15 protein-coding genes and 1 pseudogene are annotated in these 22,558 nt (G+C 66.2%); 7 read left to right on the forward strand and 9 right to left on the reverse strand.

The genetic code is table 11. The features are described from left to right. Nucleotides 1-6: 6 nt before the first annotated feature. Nucleotides 7-2,772: pseudogene (locus ACW176_RS10795) on the reverse strand (M14 family metallopeptidase); the annotation flags it as partial. 216 nt (nucleotides 2,773-2,988) lie between these two features. Next, on the reverse strand, nucleotides 2,989-5,928 hold the full coding sequence (locus ACW176_RS10800) for a TonB-dependent receptor domain-containing protein (protein WP_492109122.1): 2,940 nt from the start codon (nucleotides 5,926-5,928) through the stop codon (nucleotides 2,989-2,991). 604 nt (nucleotides 5,929-6,532) lie between these two features. Here ACW176_RS10800 and ACW176_RS10805 point away from each other — a divergent pair. The 3 genes from ACW176_RS10805 (at nucleotide 6,533) to ACW176_RS10815 (ending at nucleotide 10,480) form a co-directional block, all read left to right on the forward strand. Further along, on the forward strand, nucleotides 6,533-7,267 hold the full coding sequence (locus ACW176_RS10805) for a 2OG-Fe(II) oxygenase family protein (protein ID WP_492056709.1): 735 nt from the start codon (nucleotides 6,533-6,535) through the stop codon (nucleotides 7,265-7,267). A 69-nt stretch (nucleotides 7,268-7,336) separates the two neighbouring features. Next, nucleotides 7,337-7,870, forward strand: coding sequence for a hypothetical protein (locus ACW176_RS10810; RefSeq protein ID WP_492109123.1), 534 nt, complete (start codon nucleotides 7,337-7,339; stop codon nucleotides 7,868-7,870). 156 nt (nucleotides 7,871-8,026) lie between these two features. Beyond that, the gene (locus tag ACW176_RS10815) at nucleotides 8,027-10,480 is read left to right on the forward strand and encodes a zinc-dependent metalloprotease (protein WP_492109124.1); all 2,454 of its coding nucleotides are present in this window, start codon (nucleotides 8,027-8,029) and stop codon (nucleotides 10,478-10,480) included. On the opposite strand, the gene ACW176_RS10820 is transcribed toward ACW176_RS10815, so the two are convergent. Next, on the reverse strand, nucleotides 10,477-11,079 hold the full coding sequence (locus ACW176_RS10820) for a helix-turn-helix domain-containing protein (RefSeq protein ID WP_492109125.1): 603 nt from the start codon (nucleotides 11,077-11,079) through the stop codon (nucleotides 10,477-10,479). The genes ACW176_RS10815 and ACW176_RS10820 overlap by 4 nt on opposite strands. Nucleotides 11,080-11,239: 160 nt before the next feature. Between ACW176_RS10820 and ACW176_RS10825 the strand changes: the two genes are divergently transcribed. After that, a complete protein-coding gene (locus tag ACW176_RS10825; protein WP_492109126.1) occupies nucleotides 11,240-12,484 on the forward strand; it encodes a pentapeptide repeat-containing protein in 1,245 nt (414 codons plus the stop codon). Here ACW176_RS10825 and ACW176_RS10830 read toward each other — a convergent pair whose 3' ends face one another. Further along, nucleotides 12,485-13,663, reverse strand: coding sequence for an acetyl-CoA hydrolase/transferase family protein (locus ACW176_RS10830; RefSeq protein WP_492109127.1), 1,179 nt, complete (start codon nucleotides 13,661-13,663; stop codon nucleotides 12,485-12,487). It lies immediately after the preceding gene. A 229-nt stretch (nucleotides 13,664-13,892) separates the two neighbouring features. Here ACW176_RS10830 and ACW176_RS10835 point away from each other — a divergent pair, with 229 nt between their 5' ends. After that, entirely contained in the window at nucleotides 13,893-14,780 is an 888-nt protein-coding gene (locus ACW176_RS10835; RefSeq protein WP_419320455.1) for a TauD/TfdA dioxygenase family protein, read from the forward strand. Nucleotides 14,781-14,876: 96 nt separating this feature from the next. Here ACW176_RS10835 and ACW176_RS10840 read toward each other — a convergent pair whose 3' ends face one another. Together ACW176_RS10840 and ACW176_RS10845 are read right to left on the reverse strand one after the other, a co-directional pair. Continuing rightward, a complete protein-coding gene (locus ACW176_RS10840; RefSeq protein ID WP_419320457.1) occupies nucleotides 14,877-16,535 on the reverse strand; it encodes a M10 family metallopeptidase C-terminal domain-containing protein in 1,659 nt (552 codons plus the stop codon). A gap of 160 nt (nucleotides 16,536-16,695) precedes the next feature. Then, a complete protein-coding gene (locus ACW176_RS10845) occupies nucleotides 16,696-16,995 on the reverse strand; it encodes a hypothetical protein (RefSeq protein WP_492109128.1) in 300 nt (99 codons plus the stop codon). Nucleotides 16,996-17,308: 313 nt separating this feature from the next. Between ACW176_RS10845 and ACW176_RS10850 the strand changes: the two genes are divergently transcribed. Further along, nucleotides 17,309-17,467 carry a hypothetical protein gene (locus ACW176_RS10850; protein ID WP_419320462.1) on the forward strand — a complete coding sequence of 53 codons (159 nt, stop codon included), beginning with the start codon at nucleotides 17,309-17,311 and terminating at the stop codon, nucleotides 17,465-17,467. A gap of 103 nt (nucleotides 17,468-17,570) precedes the next feature. Then, entirely contained in the window at nucleotides 17,571-18,071 is a 501-nt protein-coding gene (locus ACW176_RS10855; RefSeq protein WP_492109129.1) for a hypothetical protein, read from the forward strand. Here ACW176_RS10855 and ACW176_RS10860 read toward each other — a convergent pair. From ACW176_RS10860 to ACW176_RS10870, 3 genes are read right to left on the reverse strand one after another with little or no spacing between them, the layout of a single operon-like run. Continuing rightward, nucleotides 18,068-20,299 carry a CHASE2 domain-containing protein gene (locus ACW176_RS10860; protein ID WP_492109130.1) on the reverse strand — a complete coding sequence of 744 codons (2,232 nt, stop codon included), beginning with the start codon at nucleotides 20,297-20,299 and terminating at the stop codon, nucleotides 18,068-18,070. The two genes, ACW176_RS10855 and ACW176_RS10860, sit on opposite strands and share 4 nt — an antisense overlap. Before the next feature lie 57 nt (nucleotides 20,300-20,356). Then, nucleotides 20,357-21,706 (reverse strand): FecR family protein, encoded by a 1,350-nt coding sequence (locus ACW176_RS10865; RefSeq protein WP_492109131.1) that lies wholly within the window; start codon nucleotides 21,704-21,706, stop codon nucleotides 20,357-20,359. Next, nucleotides 21,703-22,437, reverse strand: coding sequence for a response regulator transcription factor (locus tag ACW176_RS10870; protein WP_492109132.1), 735 nt, complete (start codon nucleotides 22,435-22,437; stop codon nucleotides 21,703-21,705). The genes ACW176_RS10865 and ACW176_RS10870 overlap by 4 nt, the downstream gene beginning before the upstream one ends. Between the last annotated feature and the right edge of the window lie 121 nt (nucleotides 22,438-22,558).

Raw genomic sequence — 22,558 nt, forward strand, 5'->3', positions numbered from 1 at the left:
TGGTCACTAGCGCGTGGCGGCGATCGCCGGGCCATAGAGCAGGCCGTTGAACAGGAACTTGAAGGTTCCGTAGGACTGCGCCCGCTGGGTGATCTCGGGGCCCATGGCGAACAGCTTGCCTCGGCCCACATCAACGTCGAGAATCGCCGTGGATCCCTTCAACCTTTCCTGGCCGACGGCCCAGCCGCTACGTAGCGGCGTATCGCTTTCGAACCACGAGACCCTCGATACGCCCGTCGCGTCCGACTTCAGGGTGAAGGTCGGGCTGCGGTCGAAGAACACGTCGACCTGATCGGGCAGGCCATAGGCCAGGGGCTGGCGATTATCGACCCGGGCGCGCAGCACCGAGCCCGGAATATAGAGGTCCTTGTTGGGCAAGGGCTTGAGCTCGCCGTTCTCCATTCGGGCGGTGGCCACATCGACCGGTGCGCCCAGGGCCGTGGCCAGGCGCGTCGAGGCGCCGATGGCTACGACCGTGCCGCCGGCCCTGGCGAAGGCCTCGACCTGCGGCAAGGTCTTGGCGTCGGTCACTTGGCCCAGCCAGGCGCGGTACTCTTCGGGGATGTCCTCGGCCCTGGGCTGAGGCCCGCCGCGACCGGCGCGGAATGGCCCCCCAGCGGGCGCCGGGAACACGCCGTCGGCGAAGACCAGGACATCGAAGTCCTTGTTCAGGTCGCCGGCGTCCAGGCGCTGCGGATAGACCACCGTGAACGGCGCCTCGAACTTCTCGAACATCCAGCGGTTCCAGCCCGACGGCATCGAGCCGCCATAGACGTCGACCAGACCGACCCGCACAGGCTTGAGCGGCAGTGCGGCGCTGGCGGGCTTGGAGCCGACCGCCCAGGCGTCGATCCCCAGGTCCTTGACGCTGGCGACCAGCACGGCTTGAGCGGTGGGCGAGGCGGGCACCCAGATCGCGCCGGGGCCAAAGCTGGTCTTGCCGGCCTTGCCGCCATCCTTCAGCCACTGGACGCTGGCCCCGGCCTTCAGCAGGCGGTTGGTCAGGGTGAAGCTGTTGTTGGTCTCATGGCTGATCAGCCAGCCGGCCTTGCCCGAGCCCCGGATCGCGCCAGGCTTGACGGTGATCAGGTCGGGCACGCGCGTGGTCGGCGCCTCGAAGCCGTCGAGGATGCGGTCAAACTTCACCCCCATCTGGTAGGCCAGAGTGTAGCCGGTGACGTCATAAGGCGCCTTGGGCGGGCCGCCGGGATATTCGGTGTCGTGCGGGTGATCCTGCGGCTCGAACATATCCATCACGTGCGGGCGATAGGCTTGGGCGGTCTTCACCACATAGGAGCCTGCCGGATAGGTCTTGCCCGCCACGGTGAAGGCCTTGTCGGCCTGTTCGACATCGACGCCGGCCTTGATCAGGGCGTTCAGAAACGCGACCACGGTGGGCAGGTCGGCCTGGTCTGCGGGCAGGATAAAGCCGCGTGGATCGCGCTTTTCTGGGGCCTGCAGTACGGTCTTGTAGAGCGTCGGATCCACCGATCCGCCGCGCCCCTCGAACGGCTTGTCCTTGGCCGCGTCTTTCAGGGCGTCGATCTTGTTGGGGCTGAGCGTCCAGCTGTCCTGGCTGCCCTTGGCGATGCCGTTAGCGCCCATCTTCCAGATGTTGAACAGTAGCCTTTCGCGGTTGCGCGAAGCGTAGTCCAGCACCGCGCGGTTCAGGCTCCACTGGTAGTCCAGGGTTTGCTGCAGATGCCACGTCTGCGGCGGGGCGGGCATGGGCCGGTCATTGCTGGGCAGCTGGGCGTCGGGCACCAGATTCAGCGGCATGGGCGTGGGCCCGCCGGTGATCTCGGTCAGCAGCCCTACTGAATTGTGGAAATAGGCGATCGAGCGCTCCATCCCGTTGTGCCAGGTGGAGTAGGGGGCGGCGCTGCGGGCGCTGGAGCCGGGCTTGTCCTCGGCCACCAGACGGCTGTGCATGGCCATGCCCACCTCCTGCAGGGTGGTCATGACCAGAGGGTCGTAATTGTAGTTGGCCGGGTCGCGGAACGGCGGCACGAACACCACCATGCCGTTGGGCGCGGTCTGATGCTGGTTGTAGACGATCTGCGGGAACCATTCGCGGAACAGCTGGCGGTTGACGTTGGTCGTCTCGGCCATCTGCGCCATGAAGCTGTCGCGGTTGTTATCGTGGCCGATATACTTCTGGTACAGGCGCGGGATCGAACCGAACTCCCGCTTCTTCGGGTCTTCCTGGCGCATGTACCAGTCGGAGATCAGCTCCATGCCGTCCGGATTGTCGTGGGCGAACAGAACGATGACGTCGTCCAGCAGACGTATCGTCTCCGGATCGGTCTGGGTCAGCATCTTGTGCAGGACCTGGATCTGACCCTGCGAGGTCACGGTCTCGTTGGCGTGCATGCCCGCGTCGATCCAGACGACGGCCTTGCCCTCGGCGGCCAGTTTCACGGCCTCGTCGCGATTGACGCCCTGCGCCTTGGCCAGGCGGCGAGCGATGGTCTGGTAGTGGTCCAGCCTGGCCAGATTGGAGGGCGACGAGACGATCGCCATCCACTGGGTGCGGCCTTCTTCGGTCTTGCCGATATCGACCAGCTTCATGCGATCCGACTGACCGGCCAGGGTCTTCAGATAGGCCTCATAAGCGGTGTGGTCGGCCAGGAAATAGTCGCTGCCGACCGGCTGGGCGAAGGCCTTTTCCGGTGGCGTGATCTGGCCCAGGGCGACGGCCGGGCCGCTCAGGGTCATCACCAGCGCCAGGGCCGCGCCGGCCATCGCTTTGCATCGCGTCATCGAAAGGGCTTCCCATCCAGAACAGGCGGCGAACCACGCCGGTTTCATGATGTCTGACGAAGCGCGACTGCGAAACCGCCGTCTGCGCCGTTCATGGAGGGCGACTTTGTCGCTTCTCGGCGTGCACGCAAGAAAAAGCCCGCCCCGGACGAACCGGAACGGGCTTGGTCTTGCTTCTCCAGCGCTTTCCTGGCCGGGCGTCGAAACGCCCGGCCAGGTCAGGTCTTAGTAGCGCAGACGGGCGTTCAGGAAGAACGTCCGGCCCAGCACGTCGTAGGTGGCCGGATAGCCACTGTTCGAAGGCGAGGCGTTGCCGCCCAGGATCGGATAGGCTTCCTGGGTCAGGTTCTTGACGCCGCCGGTGAAGGCGATGTTGTCGTTGACTTCCCAGTCGCCCGACAGGTCCCAGTAGTTCTTCGCGCCGATACGCTCGACCGTGTACTTGGTGGCCGGAGCGTCGTCGTTCACGTCGTCCAGGTGGTTCCACACCAGGTTCAGGCCGAACTGGTTCATCTTCCAGTTCGCAGCCGTCCGCAGCTTGTGGCGCGGGGTCGGATTGCCGCAACGCGTGCCGAACTTGTCGGCGCACTTGATCGGCGTCGAGATCTCGTCCGGCGTCGTCGTCGATTCCCAGGTGTTGGTGTAGAGCGAGCGGATCGACAGCGAACCCCAATCCGGCAGACCGAGGTCTTCCAGGGTGGTGCGGTAGGTGATGCCGACATCGAAGCCTTCGGTCTTCACCGTCGCGACGTTTTGAGCCGTCAGCGAGATATAGTCGATCGAGCCGTTGGGAAGGCGGTTGATAGCCTGGCAGTACGGCGAGCTCGGGTTGCCGTTAACCAGCGTGCCGTAGCAGACGTTCATGACGTTCGAAGCGCTGCCGCCGAAGTTGGCGATGGCGTCCGTGATCTCGATCGAGAAGTAGTCACCCGTGATCGAGAAGTTCGGCAGCCACGACGGGGTGTAGGCGAAACCGTAGGTGATGGTCTTGCCTTCTTCCGGACGCAGGTTCGGGTTGCCGCCCGACAGGGTCTGGGTCTGCTGGTTGGCGTTGATCACGCCAACAGCGCTGGCCGAGACACCCGAGTTGATACAGGCCTGACGCGTGGCGGCGTTCGGCGCGGCGCGGGCCGAGCAGTTGTCCGTCGAGGTCGGGAAGCCGTTGCTTTGCGGAGCGTACAGTTCGCCGACCGACGGAGCGCGGATCGCCTTGTTGTACGATGCGCGCAGCATCAGGTCGTCGAAGGGCTTCCAGGTGCCGGCCACCTTGTAGGTTTCAACCGGGTCCGACTGGGTGGTGTAGTCCGACACGCGGCCGGCCAGTTCCAGGTCCAGCGACTTGACGAAGGGCAGGTCCTTCAGGATCGGCACCAGCACTTCGGCATAGGCTTCATAGACGTCGAAGCGACCGGCGACGGCCGGGCTGGCGTTGAAGCCCGTCAGGTTACCCGTGGCCAGATCCTGGCTGGGGTTGAAGGCGAAATCCTCAGCGCGATATTCACCGCCGACGGCGAAGCCGATCGGGCCAGCCGGCAGCGAGAACATGTTGGCCGTATCACCGTTGAAGGTGAAGCCGGCGTACAGTTGCTCGTAATCCTGCGACGAGTTGATACGGGTCTTGATGAAGTTGGCGGCAGCCGCCGACATCGTGCCCTGGCCGAAGATGTTGACCGGAACGCAACCGCCCGACGGATCGGCGCAGGCGGTGCCGGCGGCGTTCAGCAGCAGGCCCTGCTGGATGCGGACCAGGCTGGTGTCACCCAGCAGAGTGTTGCTGCCGTGCGAGTTGCCATACTGGAAGTAGCTGTCGAAGCCGCCATTGATGGCTTCGATATCGCCCTTCAGGCCCAGCTGGATCTGGAAGCCGGTGAAGTTGAAGGCCGCGACGCGCGGGCCAACGTCGCTGAGACGCTTGTTGAACGAGCCGGTGACGGTGTCGAACAGGCCGTCGCCGTCGGTGTCGATGTCCGTATAGGTGCCGGTGGCCCAAGGGCTGCTGGCCGGAATGCTGTAGGCGGTCGACGAACCGATGCTGTTCAGGGCGGTCTTGGCGGCCGCGGTCAGGAAGGGGTTGTTGTCGAGGCTGAAGCGGAAGATCCGGTTGCCGACCGGCGTCGGGGCCAGCTGGGTGACGACCTTCGAATTGACGAAGTTGCCCTTGGCATAGGCTGTCAGGCCCGGCTTGATCTCATAGCTGGCCAGCGAGGTGACCGAGAAACGCTCTTGCGGGGTCTGGACGTAGTTGACCGGGGCGAAGTTGTAGGTGTCGTTCGTCGCATTGTAGAGGCGCACGCCGCCATCGGGCAGGAAGAAGGCCGAATTGGCGGCGAGGTTGGCGACGCCCGGCAGGGTGATGAACTTGGTGGCGACAAACGGGTCGACGCGGCCCGGCTCCATGGAGCCCGAACCCGACGGCACCAGGCCGGTACGCGTGGCGTTGTCGCCCCAGGCGAAGCCCAGCATGCCGCCGCGCTCGCCCTGGGTCAGGGCTTCACGCTTGTTGTAGCCGAGGCTCAGGACGACATTGCCCTTGCGATCGGCAAAGTTGGCGCCGAAGGTCACGTCGCCCGAATAGATGGGGGCTTCGCCGTCATCGGTGGCCTGATAGCCGGCCGAGACTTCCATGCCTTCGAAGTCGTTCTTCAGGATGAAGTTGACGACGCCGGCCACGGCGTCCGAGCCGTAAACGGCCGAACCGCCGCCCGACACCACTTCGATGCGCTTGATCAGCGCCGGCGGGATCAGGTTGAGGTCGACGCTGCCGGCCTGGGTGGTCGGGGTCTGGCGCTTGCCATCCACCAGCACCAGGGTGCGGTTGGAGCCGAGGCCGCGCAGGTTGACCGTGGCGGTGCCGTTGCTGCCGTTGTTCACCGTCGAGGTGATGCCGGGGACGGCTTGCGGCAGGGTGTTGAGCAGGTTCTCGGTGTTGACGACGCCCGATTGCTCGAGCTCCTTCTCGCCGACCGTGGCGACGGGGCTGGACGAAACCAGGTCAGGACGCGCAATGCGCGAACCGGTGACGACGATCTCTTCGACCTGCACGGCTTCCGCAGCGGCGGGCGCGGTCTGGGCGAAAGCAGGCATGGCGACGGCCATGGGCGCAATCGCGCCGCACAGCACGGTGGTCGCCAGCAGGCGTTTCCGGGTGGACAAAGCGTTAAACATCAAACCTCCACATATTTTTAATTGCGCCGTCTCGGTTTGATCCAAGTCATGACGCCCCCAACCGCACCGCTGCCGGTGCGAGTTAAGGCAGGAGAGTGACGGTTGGCGAACTTCGGTCAATCTTTCACGATATGGCGCGGCAACAATTAGTCGGCTGTGTAGCAAAAGTGACGCATGCGATTGCTGCTATTGGGCGTCCTGCCCGAATTTCTGCCTAAACCATGATGAAATGGGGAATAGTATACTTGTTGCTATTCACAATATTGCGAGTTGGAAATGCTGAAAATATGTCAATATTCCGACACATTCGCCGCGATTTGACGGGTTTTTTTGATCGACAGCGTGGACGGTTCTAGAGAACTCACGATTTTTTGCGTTAAGGTCTGACAGCGTTTGCTGATGGAGAATCTCGGCCAACTTTGAGTTAGGGGCCGATCGGGCGCTTGGAATGGGGCAGTTCTATCGATTGCTACGACTGTTCGATCAAACTTTTTGATCATCCCGCCGGGCTATCGCGGGTTGAACCGCCGAATGACGATCTGTTACGAAATGGCTCCGAAGGCCCATTCCGGCGCTGGAGATCTGCTTTGCGCCGCTGCGTTCCATGACGAATCCTTCTGTGATCCGGATCAATCCAGCGCTCGATCCCGCGCCGTTCGCCGCTGTCTATCAACGGGACGGAGTCGTCCAGATCCCGGTCTTTCTGGATCCTGGCGACGCAGAAGCCACCGCCGGGATCATGGCCGGTCTGACCTGGAATGTGGTGGCGCCCGACGAGACGTCCGAAACCCTGGTGATCAGTCCCCAGGTCATCCAGAAGTTCGGCGAGGCCCAGGTTCGACAGTTCCTGCAAGGCGCTCTGAAGCGCGCCTCCAGGGGGTTCTCCTTCATTCACCTGTCCTATGCCCTGCAGGACGAGTACGCCCGCGACCCGACCGCGCCCATTCACCGGGCCACCGAGTTCCTGCAGAGCCGGGCCTTTCTGGACTTCGGCCAGGCCGTGATCGGCGGCGACCCTGTTGGGGGCGTCCGCGCCCAGGCCTCCAACTATCGGCCGGGCGATTTCCTGACCCTGCATGACGACAGCCATCAGCGCGACGATCGCCTGGCCGCCTTTACTCTGGGATTCACGCGTGACTGGAGACCGGACTGGGGCGGGCAGTTGCTGTTCCACGACGCTGACGGTCAGATCGAGCGGGGCTTCACGCCGGGCTTCAACGTCCTCACTCTGTTTCGTGTGCCCCGCGTCCATTCGGTGGCGCCGGTGGCGTCCTATGCCGCCGCCAAGCGTCTGTCCCTGACCGGCTGGTTGGTGCGGGAGCCGACGAAGACGACCTGAAACGCCCGCGCCCTTTCGCAGGGCGCTCTATCGACACTTTCAACGCCGTAGTTCGAATCGTGGGATCGCATGAAACTCTGGATCAAGCTTGTCGCTGTCGCGGCCCTGGCGGTTCCGCTCGTCGCGACCGCCGCCGACGCGCCCAAATCTGCCACCCCAGCGGTGCTCAAGGCCCTCTTTGACTGCCGCGCCATCACCACCGACGCCGAGCGACTGGCCTGCTATGACGCTGCCGTCGGTCAGGTGAACAAGGCTGAGAAGACCGGCGAGGTGATCATCGTCGATCGTCAGGAGGCCCGCGCCGCGCGCCGCCAAGCCTTTGGCCTGGATCTCTCAGCCCTGGCCATCCTCGACCGAAGCGAAGAGAAGACCGAGGTCGACCGGGTGATCGGCGAAGTGGCCAGTGCGCGCCGGGGCGGTGACGGCCGCTGGACGGTCGTGCTGGCCGACGGCGCCGTGTGGAAGCAGGTCGACGACCAGTCCTTGACCAAGGATCCTAAGAAGGGCTCCAAGGTCGAGATCCGCAAGGCGTCGGTCGGCAGCTATTTCATGAATGTCGATGGTCAGCGCGCGATGCGGGCGCGTCGGGCCGACACCCAATAGCCGCCGCGCCTCTATCCAGACCGAACGCCTGCGGTGGGTGTCTAAAATCGTCGGACCCACTGGCGTTTGACCAAGGCCGATGAGAGGGTCGCGCCCGCCGGAAGTGGCGCGGGACTCGCTCGCGCGACCGGTCAGTTCATTTTGGGGGCGTCTTTTATGTTCGGATCCGTCAGCCGCGCCGCGCTCGCGGCGGTCTTGCTTCTGTCCGCGGCGACGCCGGTCCTGGCCGCGCCCAAGGACAAGCCGCCCGCTTCCGACGCCGCCCTGGCGGGAACCACGCGCCAGGACGGCCTGCTGCCGGTTCACATCGACAAGGCCAAGGGCCGCATCCTGCTGTCCCTGCCCAAGGCTGACGCCGATGGCGTCAGCGGTCGGTTCCTCTATGTGGCGGCGCTGAAGACCGGTCTTGGCTCGGCCCCGGTGGGCCTGGACCGCGCCGCTCTGGGGGACACCCAGGTCCTGGTCTTCCGTCGCATCGGCAAGAAGGTCATCGCCGAGTACGAGAACCCCAAGTTTACCGCCGCCGGCGCGCCCGCCGCCGAACAGATCGCGGCCCGCGAGTCCTTCGCCGTCTCGACGGTCTGGGCCGGAGACGTGGTCAGCGAGACGCCGGACGGCCGGATCCTCGTGGATATCTCCAGCTTCCTGACCCGCGACGTGATCGGCGCCGCCGACGCGCTGAAGCAGGCCGGGGAGAACGGCTTCAAGCTGGTCTCCGACCTGTCGATCGCCGACCCGTCGGCCGTGAAGGTGTTCCCCGAGAACATCGAGTTCGAGGCTCGCCAGACCTTTGCTTCCGACACGCCCGGTCCCGAGACGCGCAACATCGCTCCCGACGCCAAGCAGATCACCCTGATCGTCCGCCACTCGCTGGTGAAGTTGCCCGAGCCGGGCTTCGTGCCGCGCGCCTTCGATCCGCGCACGGGGACCTGGGGCGTCGTCGGCCTCGACTATGCCGTGCCGCTGGGCGACGACATCGTCGGCCGCTGGGCGCGCCGGTTCCGTCTTGAAAAGACCGACCCGACAGCGGCGGTCTCGACCGTCAAGAAGCCGATCATTTTTTATGTCGACCGCGCCGCGCCGGAGCCGATCCGCACCGCCCTGGTCGAGGGCGCGGCCTGGTGGGCCAAGGCCTTCGAGGCGGCGGGCTTCAAGGACGCCTATCGCGTCGAGGTCCTGCCCGAGGGCGTGGATCCGCTGGACGTCCGTTACAGCGTCATCAACTGGGTCGACCGCGCCACCCGGGGCTGGTCGATGGGCCAGTCGGTTTCCGATCCGCGCACCGGGGAGATCCTCAAGGGCTCGGTGATCCTGGGCGCGCTGCGGGTGCGCCAGGATATGCTGATCTTCGAAGGCCTGGTCGGCGCCGACCAGAACGGCAAGGGGGGAGCCAATGATCCGATCCAGGTCTCGCTGGCCCGGCTGCGTCAGTTGTCGGCCCACGAGGTCGGCCACTCGATCGGGTTCGCCCACAATTTCGCCGCCTCGACCCAGGATCGGGCCTCGGTGATGGATTATCCCGCGCCGCGCGTGAAGGTTACGGACGGCAAAATCGACCTGTCCGACGCCTATGGCGTCGGCGTCGGCGCGTGGGACATGTTCACGGTCGACTGGCTGTATGGCGAGGCGCCGAAGCCGGCTCTGGCGGCCAAGGCTGCGGCCACAAAGCTCCGCTACATCACCGACAGCGACGCGCGCGGCCCCAATTCCGGCCAGCCATGGGGCGCGCTGTGGGATGATGGCGCGGACTCGGTCGCCGAGCTTTGGCGGATGATCGCCGTGCGGCGGGTGGCGATCGACCAGTTTGGTCTGAGCGCTCTGAAGACCGGCGAAACGGTCGAGACCCTCAAGCGCAAGTACGTGCCGATCTATCTGCTGCATCGCTACCAGGTCGAGGCCACGGTCAAGCAGGTGGCGGGGGTCGAGTTTAGCTATGCCGTCAAGGGCGACGCGGGCCAGATCGCGCCGCTGGTGGCGCCCGAGAAGCAGCGCGCGGCCCTGGCCGCCCTGATGGCGACCCTGGCGCCGGCCGAGCTGGACACGCCCGAAAAGCTGCTCCCGCTGCTGTCGGGCGGGCAATCGGGCGAGACCGACCGCCAGCATGTCATCGAGGTGTTTGCTGGTATGGGCGGCCCGGTGTTCGACCCGCTGGTGGCCGCTGATGTGGCGGCTGGCGTGACGCTTGACCCGCTGCTCGCGCCCGACCGCCTGGCGCGCCTGGTCGACCAGCATCGCCGCGATCCCGCCCAGCCCGGCGTTGGCGAGGTCGTCGACACGCTGTTGACGACGGTCTTTGCACCGGCCTCGGGGCGTCAGGCCGAGGTCGCCCGGCGGGTACGGTGGCGCACGGTGCTGAATCTGGCCGCTGCGGCGCGTGACGTAAAACGCTCGCCCCAGGCCGCCTCAGAGATCGATCAGAAGCTTGTTGATCTGGCCGCCCGGCTAAAGGCCGCGCCGGGCAGTGATGCCTCCGACCGCGCCCTGAACCTGCGTCTGGCGGCCCTGCTGAAGGACGACGACGAACTGACACGGGTGCTGGGCGAAACCAAGCTGAAGCCCGAAACGCCGCCCGGGATGCCGATCGGCGACATGGACCCTGGCATAGACTAGGCGGGCTCTGCCGGCGCGCCCCGCTGCAGAACGCTGGGCGTGCCGACATAAAGCAAAACCGCCTCGCGGTCGGTGCGGTTCTCCACCGTGTGAGGCGCGCGGGCGTCGAAGTGCATGCTGTCGCCGGCCCTGAGTACGGTGTGGATCTCGCCCGCCCGGGCATAGAGTTCGCCCTCCAGAACATAGCGGAAGTGCTCGCCATTGCGGGTGTCGACCGGAAAGCAGTGGCCGGGCGGAATGCGCATCAGAACCGCGTCCAGCTTGCGATCTGGGAGGGCTGAGGAGAGGTCGAAATAGGCCACCGGCGAGTCCACGGCGATTTCGGCCGGCTCGTCGGCGCGGCGCACCATGTCCTGGGCCTGCGGGATTTCCATGAAATAGGAGACCTCGACCTGGAGACCCTTGGCCAGGCCGAGCATCGACATCAGCGACGGCGTGGTCAGGTCGCGCTCGGCCTGTGACAGGAAGGGCTTGGACAGGCCCGATCGATCGGCCAGTTCCTGCAGGGTCAGGCCCAGAGCCTTGCGACGCGACTTGATCCGCGCGCCGATCGGCTGGCGGCGCTTCTTCTGGGGTTGAGTTTTTCCTTCGAGAATCATGAAGCCATGTTCTCAGTTTGAGCGGGCGCCGCGCCAGTTGATTTCGCGTAACCTTCGCCGATCCGCGGACATGCCTGCGGTCGACCGAAAATAAAGGGTTTGAGCTTAACCCTGAGGGTCAGACGAGATCGGCCTTCGCCGCTCGGGAGATTCCGGACCTGTGGCCCTGAAGCCCGCGAAAAACCCCGAGCGCATTCGCGTCAACCAGCGTGAGGCCCATCTGATGGTCGCCGCACATGAGTGGTTCGTTGCGCGAAAGCCGGGCGGTCGGCGACTGGTGCTGCGCTTCGCGATCATGGAGGACATTGATCTCTCGGGGCGTGATCTGGCCGACGCGGATCTGACCGGCAGCACCCTGGTCCGCTGCAAGTTCGATCGAGCGCGGCTGGCTCGGGCCTGCCTGTTCGGCGCGGATCTGCAAGCCAGCAGCTTTGTCGGCGCTTCGCTGGTGCAGGCCGACATGCGAGGGGCGCGCCTGAAGGGCGCCAATCTCTCGCACGCCAACATGACCCAGGCCGATCTGCGGGCGGGCCGGATCGCCATCTCCGATGAGGACACCAAGTTCGCCCTCATTCGCCACAAGGTCTCGGCCGGTCAGCTGGACGGGGCCAATGTCTCGGGCGCGGTGCTCGACCGCTCCCGCCTGGACGACGTATCCGCAGCGGCGGCGGACTTTTCGGAATGCTCGATGCGTGGCGCCAAGCTGGTCGGCGCCAATCTCAAGAACGCCAGTCTGCGCGGGGCGGTGATCGACGATGTCGACGTGCGCGGCGCCAATCTGGAAAGCGCCGACTTTACCGATGCGGTCCTGACACGCGTGGATCTGGCCCAGGCCCGGACGATGGGCGCGGTCATGGACCGCTGCCTGTGTGATCCGGGCGTGGAGGCCGCCGCACGCGCCGCCCTCATTTTCGTCAAGCTGGCGGCGCACCGCGAGTGGGTGACCAGCGGCGGCAAGTCAGGCGAACCCGCCGTGCTGGACGGCGAGGACCTGCGACCCATAGCCGACATGGCGGGCGCCTTCCTGACGGCGGTCAGCGCCAGAAATGCGTGTCTGGCCGGAATGGATTTGCGCCGGATTTCGCTGCAGGGGGCGCTGCTGGACGGCGCCGATCTGCGCGGCGCCATCCTGCGCGAAGCCGACCTGCGCGGCGCCAGTCTTCTGGGCGCGAACCTCAAACAGGCCAATCTGCGCGGGGCGCTGCTGAGCGCTCTGCCCTTCAAGGTCGATCGCGAAAAGCCTACCCAACTGGCCAAGGCCAGTTTGCGCTATGCCGATCTTCGCGACGCCGATCTGGGCGATACGGATCTGTCCGACACAGACCTGCATGGCGCCAGGCGTTCGGCAGTCCAGGTTGCGACAGACCCTGCGGACGACGACGGCGCCTTCGTGCTGGACCTGTAGTCAGACGCCGCGTCGCCACGCCTGACGCAAGGCAGCCCGATGGTCAGGCGCAGCGATCTCGATCAAGGCCATGGCGCGCGCCTCGCCCTGCAGCGCTCGCAGATCGACCGCGCCATGTTCGGTCACCACGATCCCGACCTCGGAGGCGGGCAGGGTCGGCGGAACATCCAGGCGTGGAACGATCCGACTGATCGCGCCGCGTTTGGCCGTAGAGCCCAGGGCGATGATCGGCAGTCCGCCGGGTGATCGACGCGCGCCGCCGATGAAGTCGGGCAGGCCGCCGGGACCCGAGATCGCTTCGCCATCCACCCATTCGGCGTTCACCTGGCCCAGCAGATCGACCTCGATGGCGGAATTGACGGCGACGAAGGTCGGGATCCGGGCGAGGCGGGCGACGTCATGCGTCTCCAGGGCCGGGGCCATGACGACGCCCGGGAGATCAGCGGCCTCGGCGTAGAAGGCGCGCGATCCCAGCAGGCTGCCCGTCGTCACCTGTGCAAAGACACCCTGGCGGATCAGCGCAGCGACCGGATCGCAGATCATGCCGCTGTGCAGCGCCAGGCCCTCCTTGCCGGTGAGCCCCACCCAAAGCGCGTCGCCCAGTCGGCCGATGCCGGCTTGCAGGGTCGCGCCGTTGGGGATCAGTGCGACGACATGCTCAATGATCAGCGTCTCGACGGTCCCCGGCGCCCGGACGGCATATTCCACCAGCGGGGTGTCGAGTTCGATGAGCTCGTCGAAGACGCTGACGGGCACGGTCGGCGATCCCGGCAGCCGGGGCAGGGACGGGTTGATCACCCCGATCCTGATCGCGCATCGCTCCAGAGCCGTCGGGGGGAAATCGATGGTTGGGCCGAACGAGCAGAGGCCATTGGCGTCTGGCGGCGTGACCATGAAGAGCCCGGCCGCGTAGCGCGCCGCCGCCACGCGCCGGGCGAAGCCGTGGTAGGTCGTCGGCAGGCGCTCGAACCGTCCCGCCGCCAAGATCGGCCGCCAGGCGGGCGACATGAAGGGGCCGGCCATGCGGGCGTCTGGTCCTAGGCTGCTCCAATCGAACGTGTTGACGCCCGGGATGAAGCCGCCCTCGAACGTCGCGGAAAGCAGCGGCTCCAGCTGTCGCGACAGCGGCGCGGCGGCGAAGGGTTCGGCGGCCGAGGCGCTTACAAAGACGCGGGTCATGCTGAGGTTCCGCTGGCCGCTGACGGGTCGTGAGCGGGACGATAAAGCCCAACTTAGCGGCCCGACCATAGAGGCTGCAACGCGATCCAGCCCAGACTTCATCGACGGGTTGGTTCCGCGCCTCTGACAGGCATGGGAGAAAAACTCCGTTGAGCCTGAAACCTCCACGCATAGGGTAGGGCCACCAAGGCTGCTCGCGCGGACGGGCAGCGCCCAATGGGAGGACGCCATGAACGCTCACGCGCCTATCGCCGCCGTCGATACCCCAGACTATGCGGGTCTGACCGTCACCCCCGTCAGCACCGTGCTGGGCGCCGAGATTTCCGGACTGGATCTGCGTGAACCGCTGACGCCCGAGGTCGTGGCGGCGATCCGGACTGCCCTGCTGCGTCACAAGGTGGTGTTCTTCCGCGACCAGGATATCAGCCACGCCGACCATGTCCGGTTCGGCCGCTATTTCGGCGATTTGGAGGGCCATCCGGTCACCAGCCACGTGCCGGGCTTTCCCGAAATCCTGCACATCGAGGCCGCCGACGGCATGAAGCTGCGCGAGGAGATCGTGCCGCTGGTTCGCGTGGCCAACAAGTGGCACACCGACGTCACCTTCCGCGCGGCGCCCTCGATGGGCGGGGTGCTGCGGATGCGCGACATGCCACCTCTGGGCGGTGATACCCTGTTTGCCGATACGGCCGCCATCTACCGCGACCTGCCCCAGGCCCTGAAGGACAAGCTGGCTGACCTGACCGCCGAGCACGACATCATCCAGAGCTATGGCTATCGCGTCGATCAGGCTAAGCGCGACGAGTTGCGCGCTGCCTATCCGCTGATGGTTCACCCCGTGATCCGCACCCATCCGGAGACGGGCGACAAGCATCTGTTCGTCAACAAGGTCTTCACGACCCGCATCCTCGGCCTACCCGAGGACGAGGCCAGGACTCTGCTGGCCGAGTTGCTGGATCGTGTGAAGACGCCGGAATATCAGGTGCGCTTCCGCTGGACGCCGAACGCGATCGTCTTCTGGGACAACCGCGCCACCCAGCACTACGCCATCCTCGACTACTGGCCGCAGGAGCGGATCGTCGAGCGCGTGACCATCGTCGGCGACGCGCCGTACTAGAGCATTTTCCGACGAAGTGGACGCCGGTTCGTCGTCAGAAAATGCGTCAAACAAAAGACTAGAACATTTTCCGATCCAGTCGGATCAGGAATTGTTCTAGCCGCCGATCAGCCAGTCACCGGTCAGGGCCGAGATGTTGACCCCGGAAAGGATGATCTGGTCGCCGCCGCCGAGGTCGATGATGGCGTTGGCCCCGCTCTGATAGAGGCTGTAGGTCTGACCGGCATCCAGCTGGATACGGTCACCCTGGGCGCGGCTGAAGTCGGTGATCAGGTCAGAGCCGGCGCCGGAAAAGCTGTAGAAGATATCCGCCCCGGCCCCGCCGGTGATGTTGTCGGCGCCGCGGTCGCCGGCCAGCCAGTCATTGCCCTCGTCGCCTGACAGGACATCGTCACCCTGGCCGCCGCGGACGATGTCATTCCCCACGCCGCCGTAGCAGACGTCGTTGCCGAGGTTGCCGTAGACGATGTCATCACCGGCGTCGCCGAACAGCTGATCGTTGTTTTGGCCGCCGACAACCCAGTCGGTCCCAGCGCCGCCATAGCCGTAGTCGGCGCCGATATTGCCGTTGATCTGGTCAAAGCCATCGCCGCCCGTGATCGTGTCATTGCCGTCGTTGCCGTCCAAGCGATCGTCGCCGGCCAGACCGTTGAGCGTGTCGTTGCCCGCTTCGCCGCGCAGCCAGTTGGCCGAGGCGTTGCCGGTTAGGGTGTCGACGCCGGAACCGCCGCGGGCGTCCTCAATGGTGGCGCCCATGGCCACCGCGACATTCCCGACCAGACCGCCGACGTCGGAGAAGTGACCCTGGCGAAGGTCGATGACCTGAGTGTTGGAATAGCCCGAGAAGTCGAAGGTGTCCTTTCCGCCCGCGTCCCAGACGGCGAAGATCACCTTGGTGGAGGCTGTGGTGGCCTCGAACCAGGATCGGCCGGCGTTGGAATTGAAGCCGTAGGTCGTGTCGCCGGTGCGGGTGGTCATGTTGACCCCGTATTCCGCTTGCGCGGCCGCTATGTCGTCGAGCTGAGGGGCGGACGCGTATCGGCCGCCATAGCTTGCGCCGGTGTTGCTCTCGCTGAAATAGCTCATCACCGTATACTGGCGAGAGTCCTGATAGTATTCGGCGTTGGCAGAATAGGTGAAGCTGGCCCCGTCCACCGCGTCGTAGTCAGAGGGATGGTCCAAACCGATGGCGTGGCCCAGTTCATGGACCAGGACCGAGCCGCCATAGTTGTTGGCTGTAGGCTCGGTGTTGTAGCCATAGGTGCTGTTGATCCAGACGTCGCCAGAGCGCGCCGTGATCGCCGGGTTGCCCGGAAGATAGGCGAAGGCGACCGCGCCCTCCACACCGCTGGAATAGTTGCCGAACAGCATGGACGCCTGGTTCGAATAGGCTGTTTCTCCCGTCGAGCCTGCGCCGACCCTTATGAACGTGATGTTGGCGACATCCGACCATGAGGTCAGGGCGAACTCTGCCTGCTGGATTTGAGTGGCGTTGAACCGCGAGAACCCGGCCGTGTCGTCGGGCATGGCATCAGGCGCCGTCGAGCGGAAGCCATAGGTCAGGGTGTAGGGTTCGCCGAGGGCCGAGGACCAGCCGGGCGCAAAGCCCACCAGGGTCAGCCCCGCCGTTTCGACGGACAGGCTGGGCTTGCCGTTGACCGTCGTGCCGGTCCGGCCGTCTGCGTTCAGATAGAACTGCGGATCTTCGGACCCCGCCGTGGCGAGAGTTTCGGGGTGCGAGAGGTCAAACGCCATAGCGACACATACTCATGGAAAAGGTCCCCCGACCTAGCCTTGAACCTAGTCCCCCAGCTCTGTCGCTACAACACTGCAACGCTTGCGACGGATGGACGCGCGGACATTGGGCGCCCGCGGCGGTGAACGGAGCGTTACCGTCATCGTCGCCATTCTTCCTCTATGCGGATGCCGGCTTCCAGCCACGGCCCCGCGCTTTGTAGGTGGCTACGACGTCGGTATTGACGCTGATCCCGGCGACGCAGAGGGCGTCGTCGGCGACCAGCGGGGTGCGTTCGGCGTTGGGAAGCACCAGGAAATCGACGCCACCTTCCCTGTACTGGATGCGGACCAGTTCGGCCGCGCCGCGCGAGGCTGCGGACTGCTCGGCAAGGCTGCGATCGCTGTAGGAGGCCGGGGCCTTTCCAGATCGGCCAGCGCCCGCCGCACCATCCGGTCGCAGGCCCATCGCTGGTGTCACCCCGGGCCCTCCTGCGCCTGCAGCCACGCATGGGCGGCCGCCTGGCCAGCGGGTCTGATCACTGCAAGGCATTGTAACGGATTGTAAAAATGGAACCGTAACCTCTGGTGGCATTTCTGCTCATGGTTTCTAACAGCCTCAAAATGGGTCGGGGGTGGGGTATGAAGGGAGTTGCAGCAGGCCGCCGCACGCGGTCCGGTCACAGCAAGATCCAGAGCGTGGCCCTCCCCGATCGGCCGGCGCAGAACCTTGTCCGGGTGCTGCGCGACCTGTGCCGTGCGCGCTCGGGCGTGTGGTGAAGCTGTTGGTCTGGATGCAACATAGGCTCGGCCGCATGGGTCTGGGCCCTGATCCGCACCCTGCCAGACGCTGGATGCTGCGGTTCGCGGCCGCCATCACGGCCAGTCTGGCGCTATGGGCCCTGTTTCTCTGGGTGCTCGTGCTGCTCCTTGACTGGGCGGCGCCACTCTAGCGCGACATGGACGCGATCAACGGGTGACCTCAGCCTCCGAGATGGCTAGTTTCCGTCGCTGATCGGGGTGTCGCCGAGAGACGGCGATGAGGGAGCGAGTTCCATGCGTATCTTGGTCTTCAGCCTGACGGGCGCTCTTGCCTTGAGCGGTTGTGCAACGGCGCCCACGGTGGTGCGTGAGGGAAGTCTCGCAGCCCTGCGCGGCCAGAGCCTGGCGCCGCTGAGCGGTCAGTCGGCGTCCTCTGATGCGGCCCTGGTCACTGCGATTCAGGCCGGGGTTCTCAAGCGTCTGGCGGCCAGCGGCGCGGACGTCTCGGACGGCCGGCCACCGGCCTATCTGTTGCAGGTGGGCGTTGGCGTGTCGGCGCCGGTTGTTGGGGTCTCCGGCGTGGCCGGGGCCTCGTTCAAGGATACCGCCTGGCGCAGCGCGCCGACCAAGCGCCACTTCTGGAACCGTCGCGGTCCGGCCCACACGGCCACTGCCGTTGTGCTGGATGTCGCCACCGGCAAGCCGGCCGCCTGGGCGACCGTGAGGGCCGACGCCGCCGACGCCGAAGTCACCGCCGATCGCCTGGTCAAGGCGCTAACCACGCCGGCGCCCTAGTCGGGGCGATACTCCGGCAGGCGCAGGGTAAAGGTTGCGCCGGCGCCCGGCGTGCTGGCGCACAACACACCGCCGCCATGACGCGCAGCAGCGGCGTCGACGAACGCCAGACCCAGACCGACGCCGCCGGCCGCGTCTAAACCGGGCCGGTCGAACCGCTGGAACGCCCGGAACGCCATGGCCGCCTCTTCCGGCGACAGGCCTGGCCCCTGGTCGCTGATGGCGATATCGACGAAGGCGCGGCCGTCCTGGCGGGTCGCGCGCGCCGAAACCTTGATCTGTGAGCCCTCGGGGCTGTACTTGACCGCATTGCCCAGCAGGTTGACCAGGGTGCGGGCCAGCACGCCCCGGTCGCCCAGAACCATCAGCGGCGTATCGCAGCCATCCTGCAGGATCTTGATGTCGCGTTGGCGGCATTGCGGCCAAAGCTCGTCAACGGCCTCCACCGCCACGTCGCAAAGATCGACCGGCTCCATGGCCACCGGCGTGACCTCGGCGCGGGCCAGCTGCACGAAGCCGTCGGCCAGAGCCAGGGTGCGGCGGGCGCAGGCCGCCAGCCGGTCCGACACGTCTTCAGGCAGGTCGGGCGTCGTGGCCAGAAGAGCCAGGATCGAGGTCTGGGGCGAGCGCATGTCGTGGGTCAACAACTGCAGGGCCTGCTCGCGTTGACGCATCGCGGCCGTGAGGGTGGTGATGTCGGCCAGGCGCACGATCCAGCCGGCGCTCTCGCCAGCCTCGTCGCGCCGGAATACGGTCTGGGACTGATAGGCGCGTCCGTCACTGAGATGCAGGTCGACAGGCTCGATCCGCTCGGCCTCCGGCGGCCACGACTCGTCGAAAGAGCGGCCTAGCGGCTCCAGGGCATTGAGCAGGGAGGCCACCGAGGCGCCGGCCAGGGGCAGGTGAGTTCCGCGCAGCAGGGACTGGGCGGCGGCGTTGGCGGCGATGACCCGCCGTCGGACGTCCAGAACGATCGTGGCGTCGGGGAGGCTGAACAGGGCGTCGGCCGAAAAACGGCGCAGGTCTTCGATCCGGTTGATGGCCGCGCCCAGGCTGAGCGCCTGGCGGGCGACGAGATCGCTCTCGAAGCCCTCGGCCGGCGGGGTGTGGGTCACGGGCAAAAGGCGGCTTAGCTCGCGGCCCAGCAGGTCGCTGACCCGGCCCAACTGTCCCCAGCCCCAGACCAGCGACACGGTCGCCAGACCGATGATCGTCGCTACGGGCGAAAGCCACAGGTCGAGGCGCCAGAAGAAGGCGCAGCTCAGCGCCAGGGCCAGGCTCGACAGGCCCACCACCAGCATCAGATTGGCGCGCGGCGGCAGCACCAGCAGGCCCGCCAGCAACAGCCAAAGCAGGCTGAGCGCGAAGGCGATGCGACTGACCAGGCCGGCGGGACGGATCATGGTGCCGCTGCGCAGTCCGTCAAGGATGCTGGCCTGAAGCTGGACGCCGGTCATGCTGGCCGCGTCGGGCGTCACCGGGGTCGGAAAGGCGGGGCCCAGACCCGGCGCGGTCATGCCGACAAAGACGGTGCGACCCGCGATCAGTTCCGACGGGACATCGCCGGCCAGCACGTCGGAGAACGAAAGGCGTGGAAAGCGATCCGGAGCGCCAGCGAAGGGGATCAGCAGGCTGGTCTCGGCGCCGCGCGTGATGTCGCGCGCGTCGATCGCGTGCGTGGCCCGATGGACCACGGTCATCAGGTCCGGACGCAGGTCGGGCCCAAAGGCCTCGAACGGCGCCATGCGCCTGACGACTCCGTCGGCGTCGAACCTGACATGCACCAGGCCCAGACCGGCTGCGCCGCGCGCGATCTCTGGACGCGGTCCAACCAGTTGCTGAGGCGCGCCTTCGCCCGGGCCGGGCTCGACGAATTGCGGCAGATAGACCCGTCCCGACAGCGCGATGGCATTGGCCAGGGCGACGTCATCGCCTGGCGTGGCTGCCGGTTGGCTGAACAGCACGTCATAGACGATGGTCCGCGCGCCGGCCTGGCTGAGATGGTCGATCATCCGGGCGTGGGCGGTGCGTGACCACGGCCAGGCGCCCATGTCCCGAAGGCTCCTTTCATCGACCTCGACGATCAGAATCGAGGGATCGACTGGCCGCGCCGAGGCGCGTTGCAGGGCGTCGTAGAGAATGTTGTCCAGGCGCGTCGTGAGCGGGCTGGCGGTCAGGCCGGCCAGGGTCAGGCTGGTCAGGGCAGCCACCAGCAGCCAGGTCAGCAAGCGCCGGCGCGGTGACGCGGCCGCCTGGTCAAGCCGTCTTTCGGGCGAGTTCAAGATCTAGCGACCGATCTGCAGCGTCTGCATCGGCCCGATTTTTTCGGCGAAAGTCCCACCCTTGAAGCGCACCGCGCTGACCCGCCAGCCATAGGTTCCGGGCGGCAGATCAGTGAGAGTCAGTTGCGGTTCGGACAGGCCCGGCTGGTCGATGATCGGCGAGGTCGCGTCGGCGCCGGCGAAGAGCTGGAACCGGTAAACACGCACGCCATCGCCCGCCGCGCTCCAGCGGAACAGGAAGTTTCGGTGCTTGCCCGAGACTTGTGCGCTGGGCGGCGCGCCCGGCTCGAGCACGTCCAGATCGCGGTCGAAGCTGTAGTCAGCGGGCAGCCCCTCAAGGCCGCCGGTATCCAGAGCGGTCAGGCGGACGAAATAGGTGCCGTTGGCGATCTCGCCGAACTCGGCGGCAGGGGCTTGCGTGTCGGCCTCGGCGAAGACCTCGACAAAGCCGGCGTCGCGCGACAGGGCCAGACGATAGATCGCCGCGCCCTGCACGGGTTCGACGGCGAAACGGACGATCTTGTCGCCCTGGCGCTGCCCGCCTTCGCCCAGCTTGGGGGCGGGCAGCAGGGCGATCGGCGCGCTGACGCCGGCCGGCGTAGCACTGACCCCGAAACCGGCGGTCACGGGGGGGCTTTCGGTCGAGGCCGAGGCCAGGTCGACGCCGACTGCGCCTTTCAACACCTCGGTCTGGGCCTTGGCGCCCGTCGGGTCCTGGCCGACGCGGAACTCGGTGCCGCGCACCGCCGAGATCGAGACCGGGGTGCGCACCTCGAAACGTCCGCTCGGATTGGGATTGGGCGTGGCCGAGATCGTCCCGCGGCCCCGGTCCATCTGGAAGACACGCTGGGGCGCATTGTTGAGAATGGTCTGGCGCATGCGATCGATACGCAGGCTGGTGTTCGAGGGCAGGGTGACGCGCGAGTCATCGGCCATCTCGAAGGTGGCGAAGCCGCCGGGGCCTGTGATCAGGCGCTGGCCCTCGACCAGCACCATGCCGGCGCGGGCCGGGGCGCGGGCGCCGTTGGTCTCAAGATCCACAGCACCGCTCACAGCGCTGAGCCGCGCGTCGATGGGCGTGCTCTTCAGCAACCTTGGATCGATTTTCAGCGTCGAGCCTATTCGGAGGGCGCGCGGCCGGGCGATCTGGTTGGCGCGTTGCACCTCCAGATAGTCGCCGGGCTTGTTCAGATACGCAGCCGCCAGACCGATCAAGGTGTCGCCTGGCCTGATCACATAGGCCACGGGCGTATCGATCGGCGGCGCTGCGAAAGCCGCAGTAGCGGTGGTCAGGCCCAGGATGGATGCGAAGGGGCCGGCAGCGAGAAGAGTTAGGTCGCGCTTGGACGTCATGCTTGGGTCGCTCCGGCTTCGGCGTCCGCTTCACGGCAGCCCTGTGGGTCACAGGCCTCCAGACGATAACCGAAACCATAAACCGTAGTCAGGCGAAAGCCGTTGGCGGGACGAAGCTGCAGCTTTGAGCGCAATCGCGAGACATGGGCATCCAGGGTGCGGGTCTCCAGATCCGGACGCTGGCCCCAGACCCGGCGCAGCAGATACTCGCGCGAGAGGGGCCGGGCCAGGTTGTTGAAGAGGATCGTCGCCAGCTGGAATTCCTTGGGCGTCAGGGCCTCGACATGGTCCTCCCAACTGGCCGTGTGGGCGCCGGGGTCCATGCGATAGGGGCCGTGCTGCTCGACCTGCTGGGTGGTCGAGGGGCGATAGACCCGACGCGCCAGGGCGTTGACCCGCGCCAGCAGCACCTGCGGCTGCAACGGCTTGACGATATAGTCGTCAGCGCCGGCGTTCAGGCCCTCGACTAGATCGGCCTCGATCGAACGGCTGGTCAGCAGCAGCACGGGCGGCGGCGTGCTCAGCATCTCGTCGAGGCGGCGCAGGGTCTCGATGCCGGACAGATCGGGCATGTTCCAGTCGATGATCAGCAGATCGAAGGTCTGGCGGCGCAATTCGGTCAGCAGCCGCTCGGGATGGGTAAAGCTGACGCAGTCGTACCCGGCCGGTCCCAGCAAGCCGGCGACCAGCGCATTGTGACTCTCGTCGTCGTCGAGAAGTGCGACTTTCATGCGCTCACTTGTGGAGAAATAATTCGCGCGCCCCGCTCGAGGCGGGGCGCGCGGCGGTCGTCCGTCTGTCCGGTGGGGGGGATCCAGATGATCGTCCGCCCATTTGGAATACCTTGTTCGC

The organism is Caulobacter sp. FV1ye13L, assembly GCF_058681155.1.

What these genes read in the sequence shown, in the direction of transcription:
- ACW176_RS10835 (WP_419320455.1), top strand. Translation starts at nt 13,893, where the DNA reads ATGAACGCTCACGCGCCTATCGCCGCCGTCGATACCCCAGACTATGCG.
- ACW176_RS10805 (WP_492056709.1), top strand. Translation starts at nt 6,533, where the DNA reads ATGACGAATCCTTCTGTGATCCGGATCAATCCAGCGCTCGATCCCGCG.
- ACW176_RS10820 (WP_492109125.1), bottom strand. Translation starts at nt 11,079, where the DNA reads ATGATTCTCGAAGGAAAAACTCAACCCCAGAAGAAGCGCCGCCAGCCG.
- ACW176_RS10850 (WP_419320462.1), top strand. Translation starts at nt 17,309, where the DNA reads ATGCAACATAGGCTCGGCCGCATGGGTCTGGGCCCTGATCCGCACCCT.
- ACW176_RS10870 (WP_492109132.1), bottom strand. Translation starts at nt 22,437, where the DNA reads ATGAAAGTCGCACTTCTCGACGACGACGAGAGTCACAATGCGCTGGTC.
- ACW176_RS10840 (WP_419320457.1), bottom strand. Translation starts at nt 16,535, where the DNA reads ATGGCGTTTGACCTCTCGCACCCCGAAACTCTCGCCACGGCGGGGTCC.
- ACW176_RS10800 (WP_492109122.1), bottom strand. Translation starts at nt 5,928, where the DNA reads ATGTTTAACGCTTTGTCCACCCGGAAACGCCTGCTGGCGACCACCGTG.
- ACW176_RS10815 (WP_492109124.1), top strand. Translation starts at nt 8,027, where the DNA reads ATGTTCGGATCCGTCAGCCGCGCCGCGCTCGCGGCGGTCTTGCTTCTG.
- ACW176_RS10810 (WP_492109123.1), top strand. Translation starts at nt 7,337, where the DNA reads ATGAAACTCTGGATCAAGCTTGTCGCTGTCGCGGCCCTGGCGGTTCCG.
- ACW176_RS10855 (WP_492109129.1), top strand. Translation starts at nt 17,571, where the DNA reads ATGCGTATCTTGGTCTTCAGCCTGACGGGCGCTCTTGCCTTGAGCGGT.
- ACW176_RS10865 (WP_492109131.1), bottom strand. Translation starts at nt 21,706, where the DNA reads ATGACGTCCAAGCGCGACCTAACTCTTCTCGCTGCCGGCCCCTTCGCA.
- ACW176_RS10830 (WP_492109127.1), bottom strand. Translation starts at nt 13,663, where the DNA reads ATGACCCGCGTCTTTGTAAGCGCCTCGGCCGCCGAACCCTTCGCCGCC.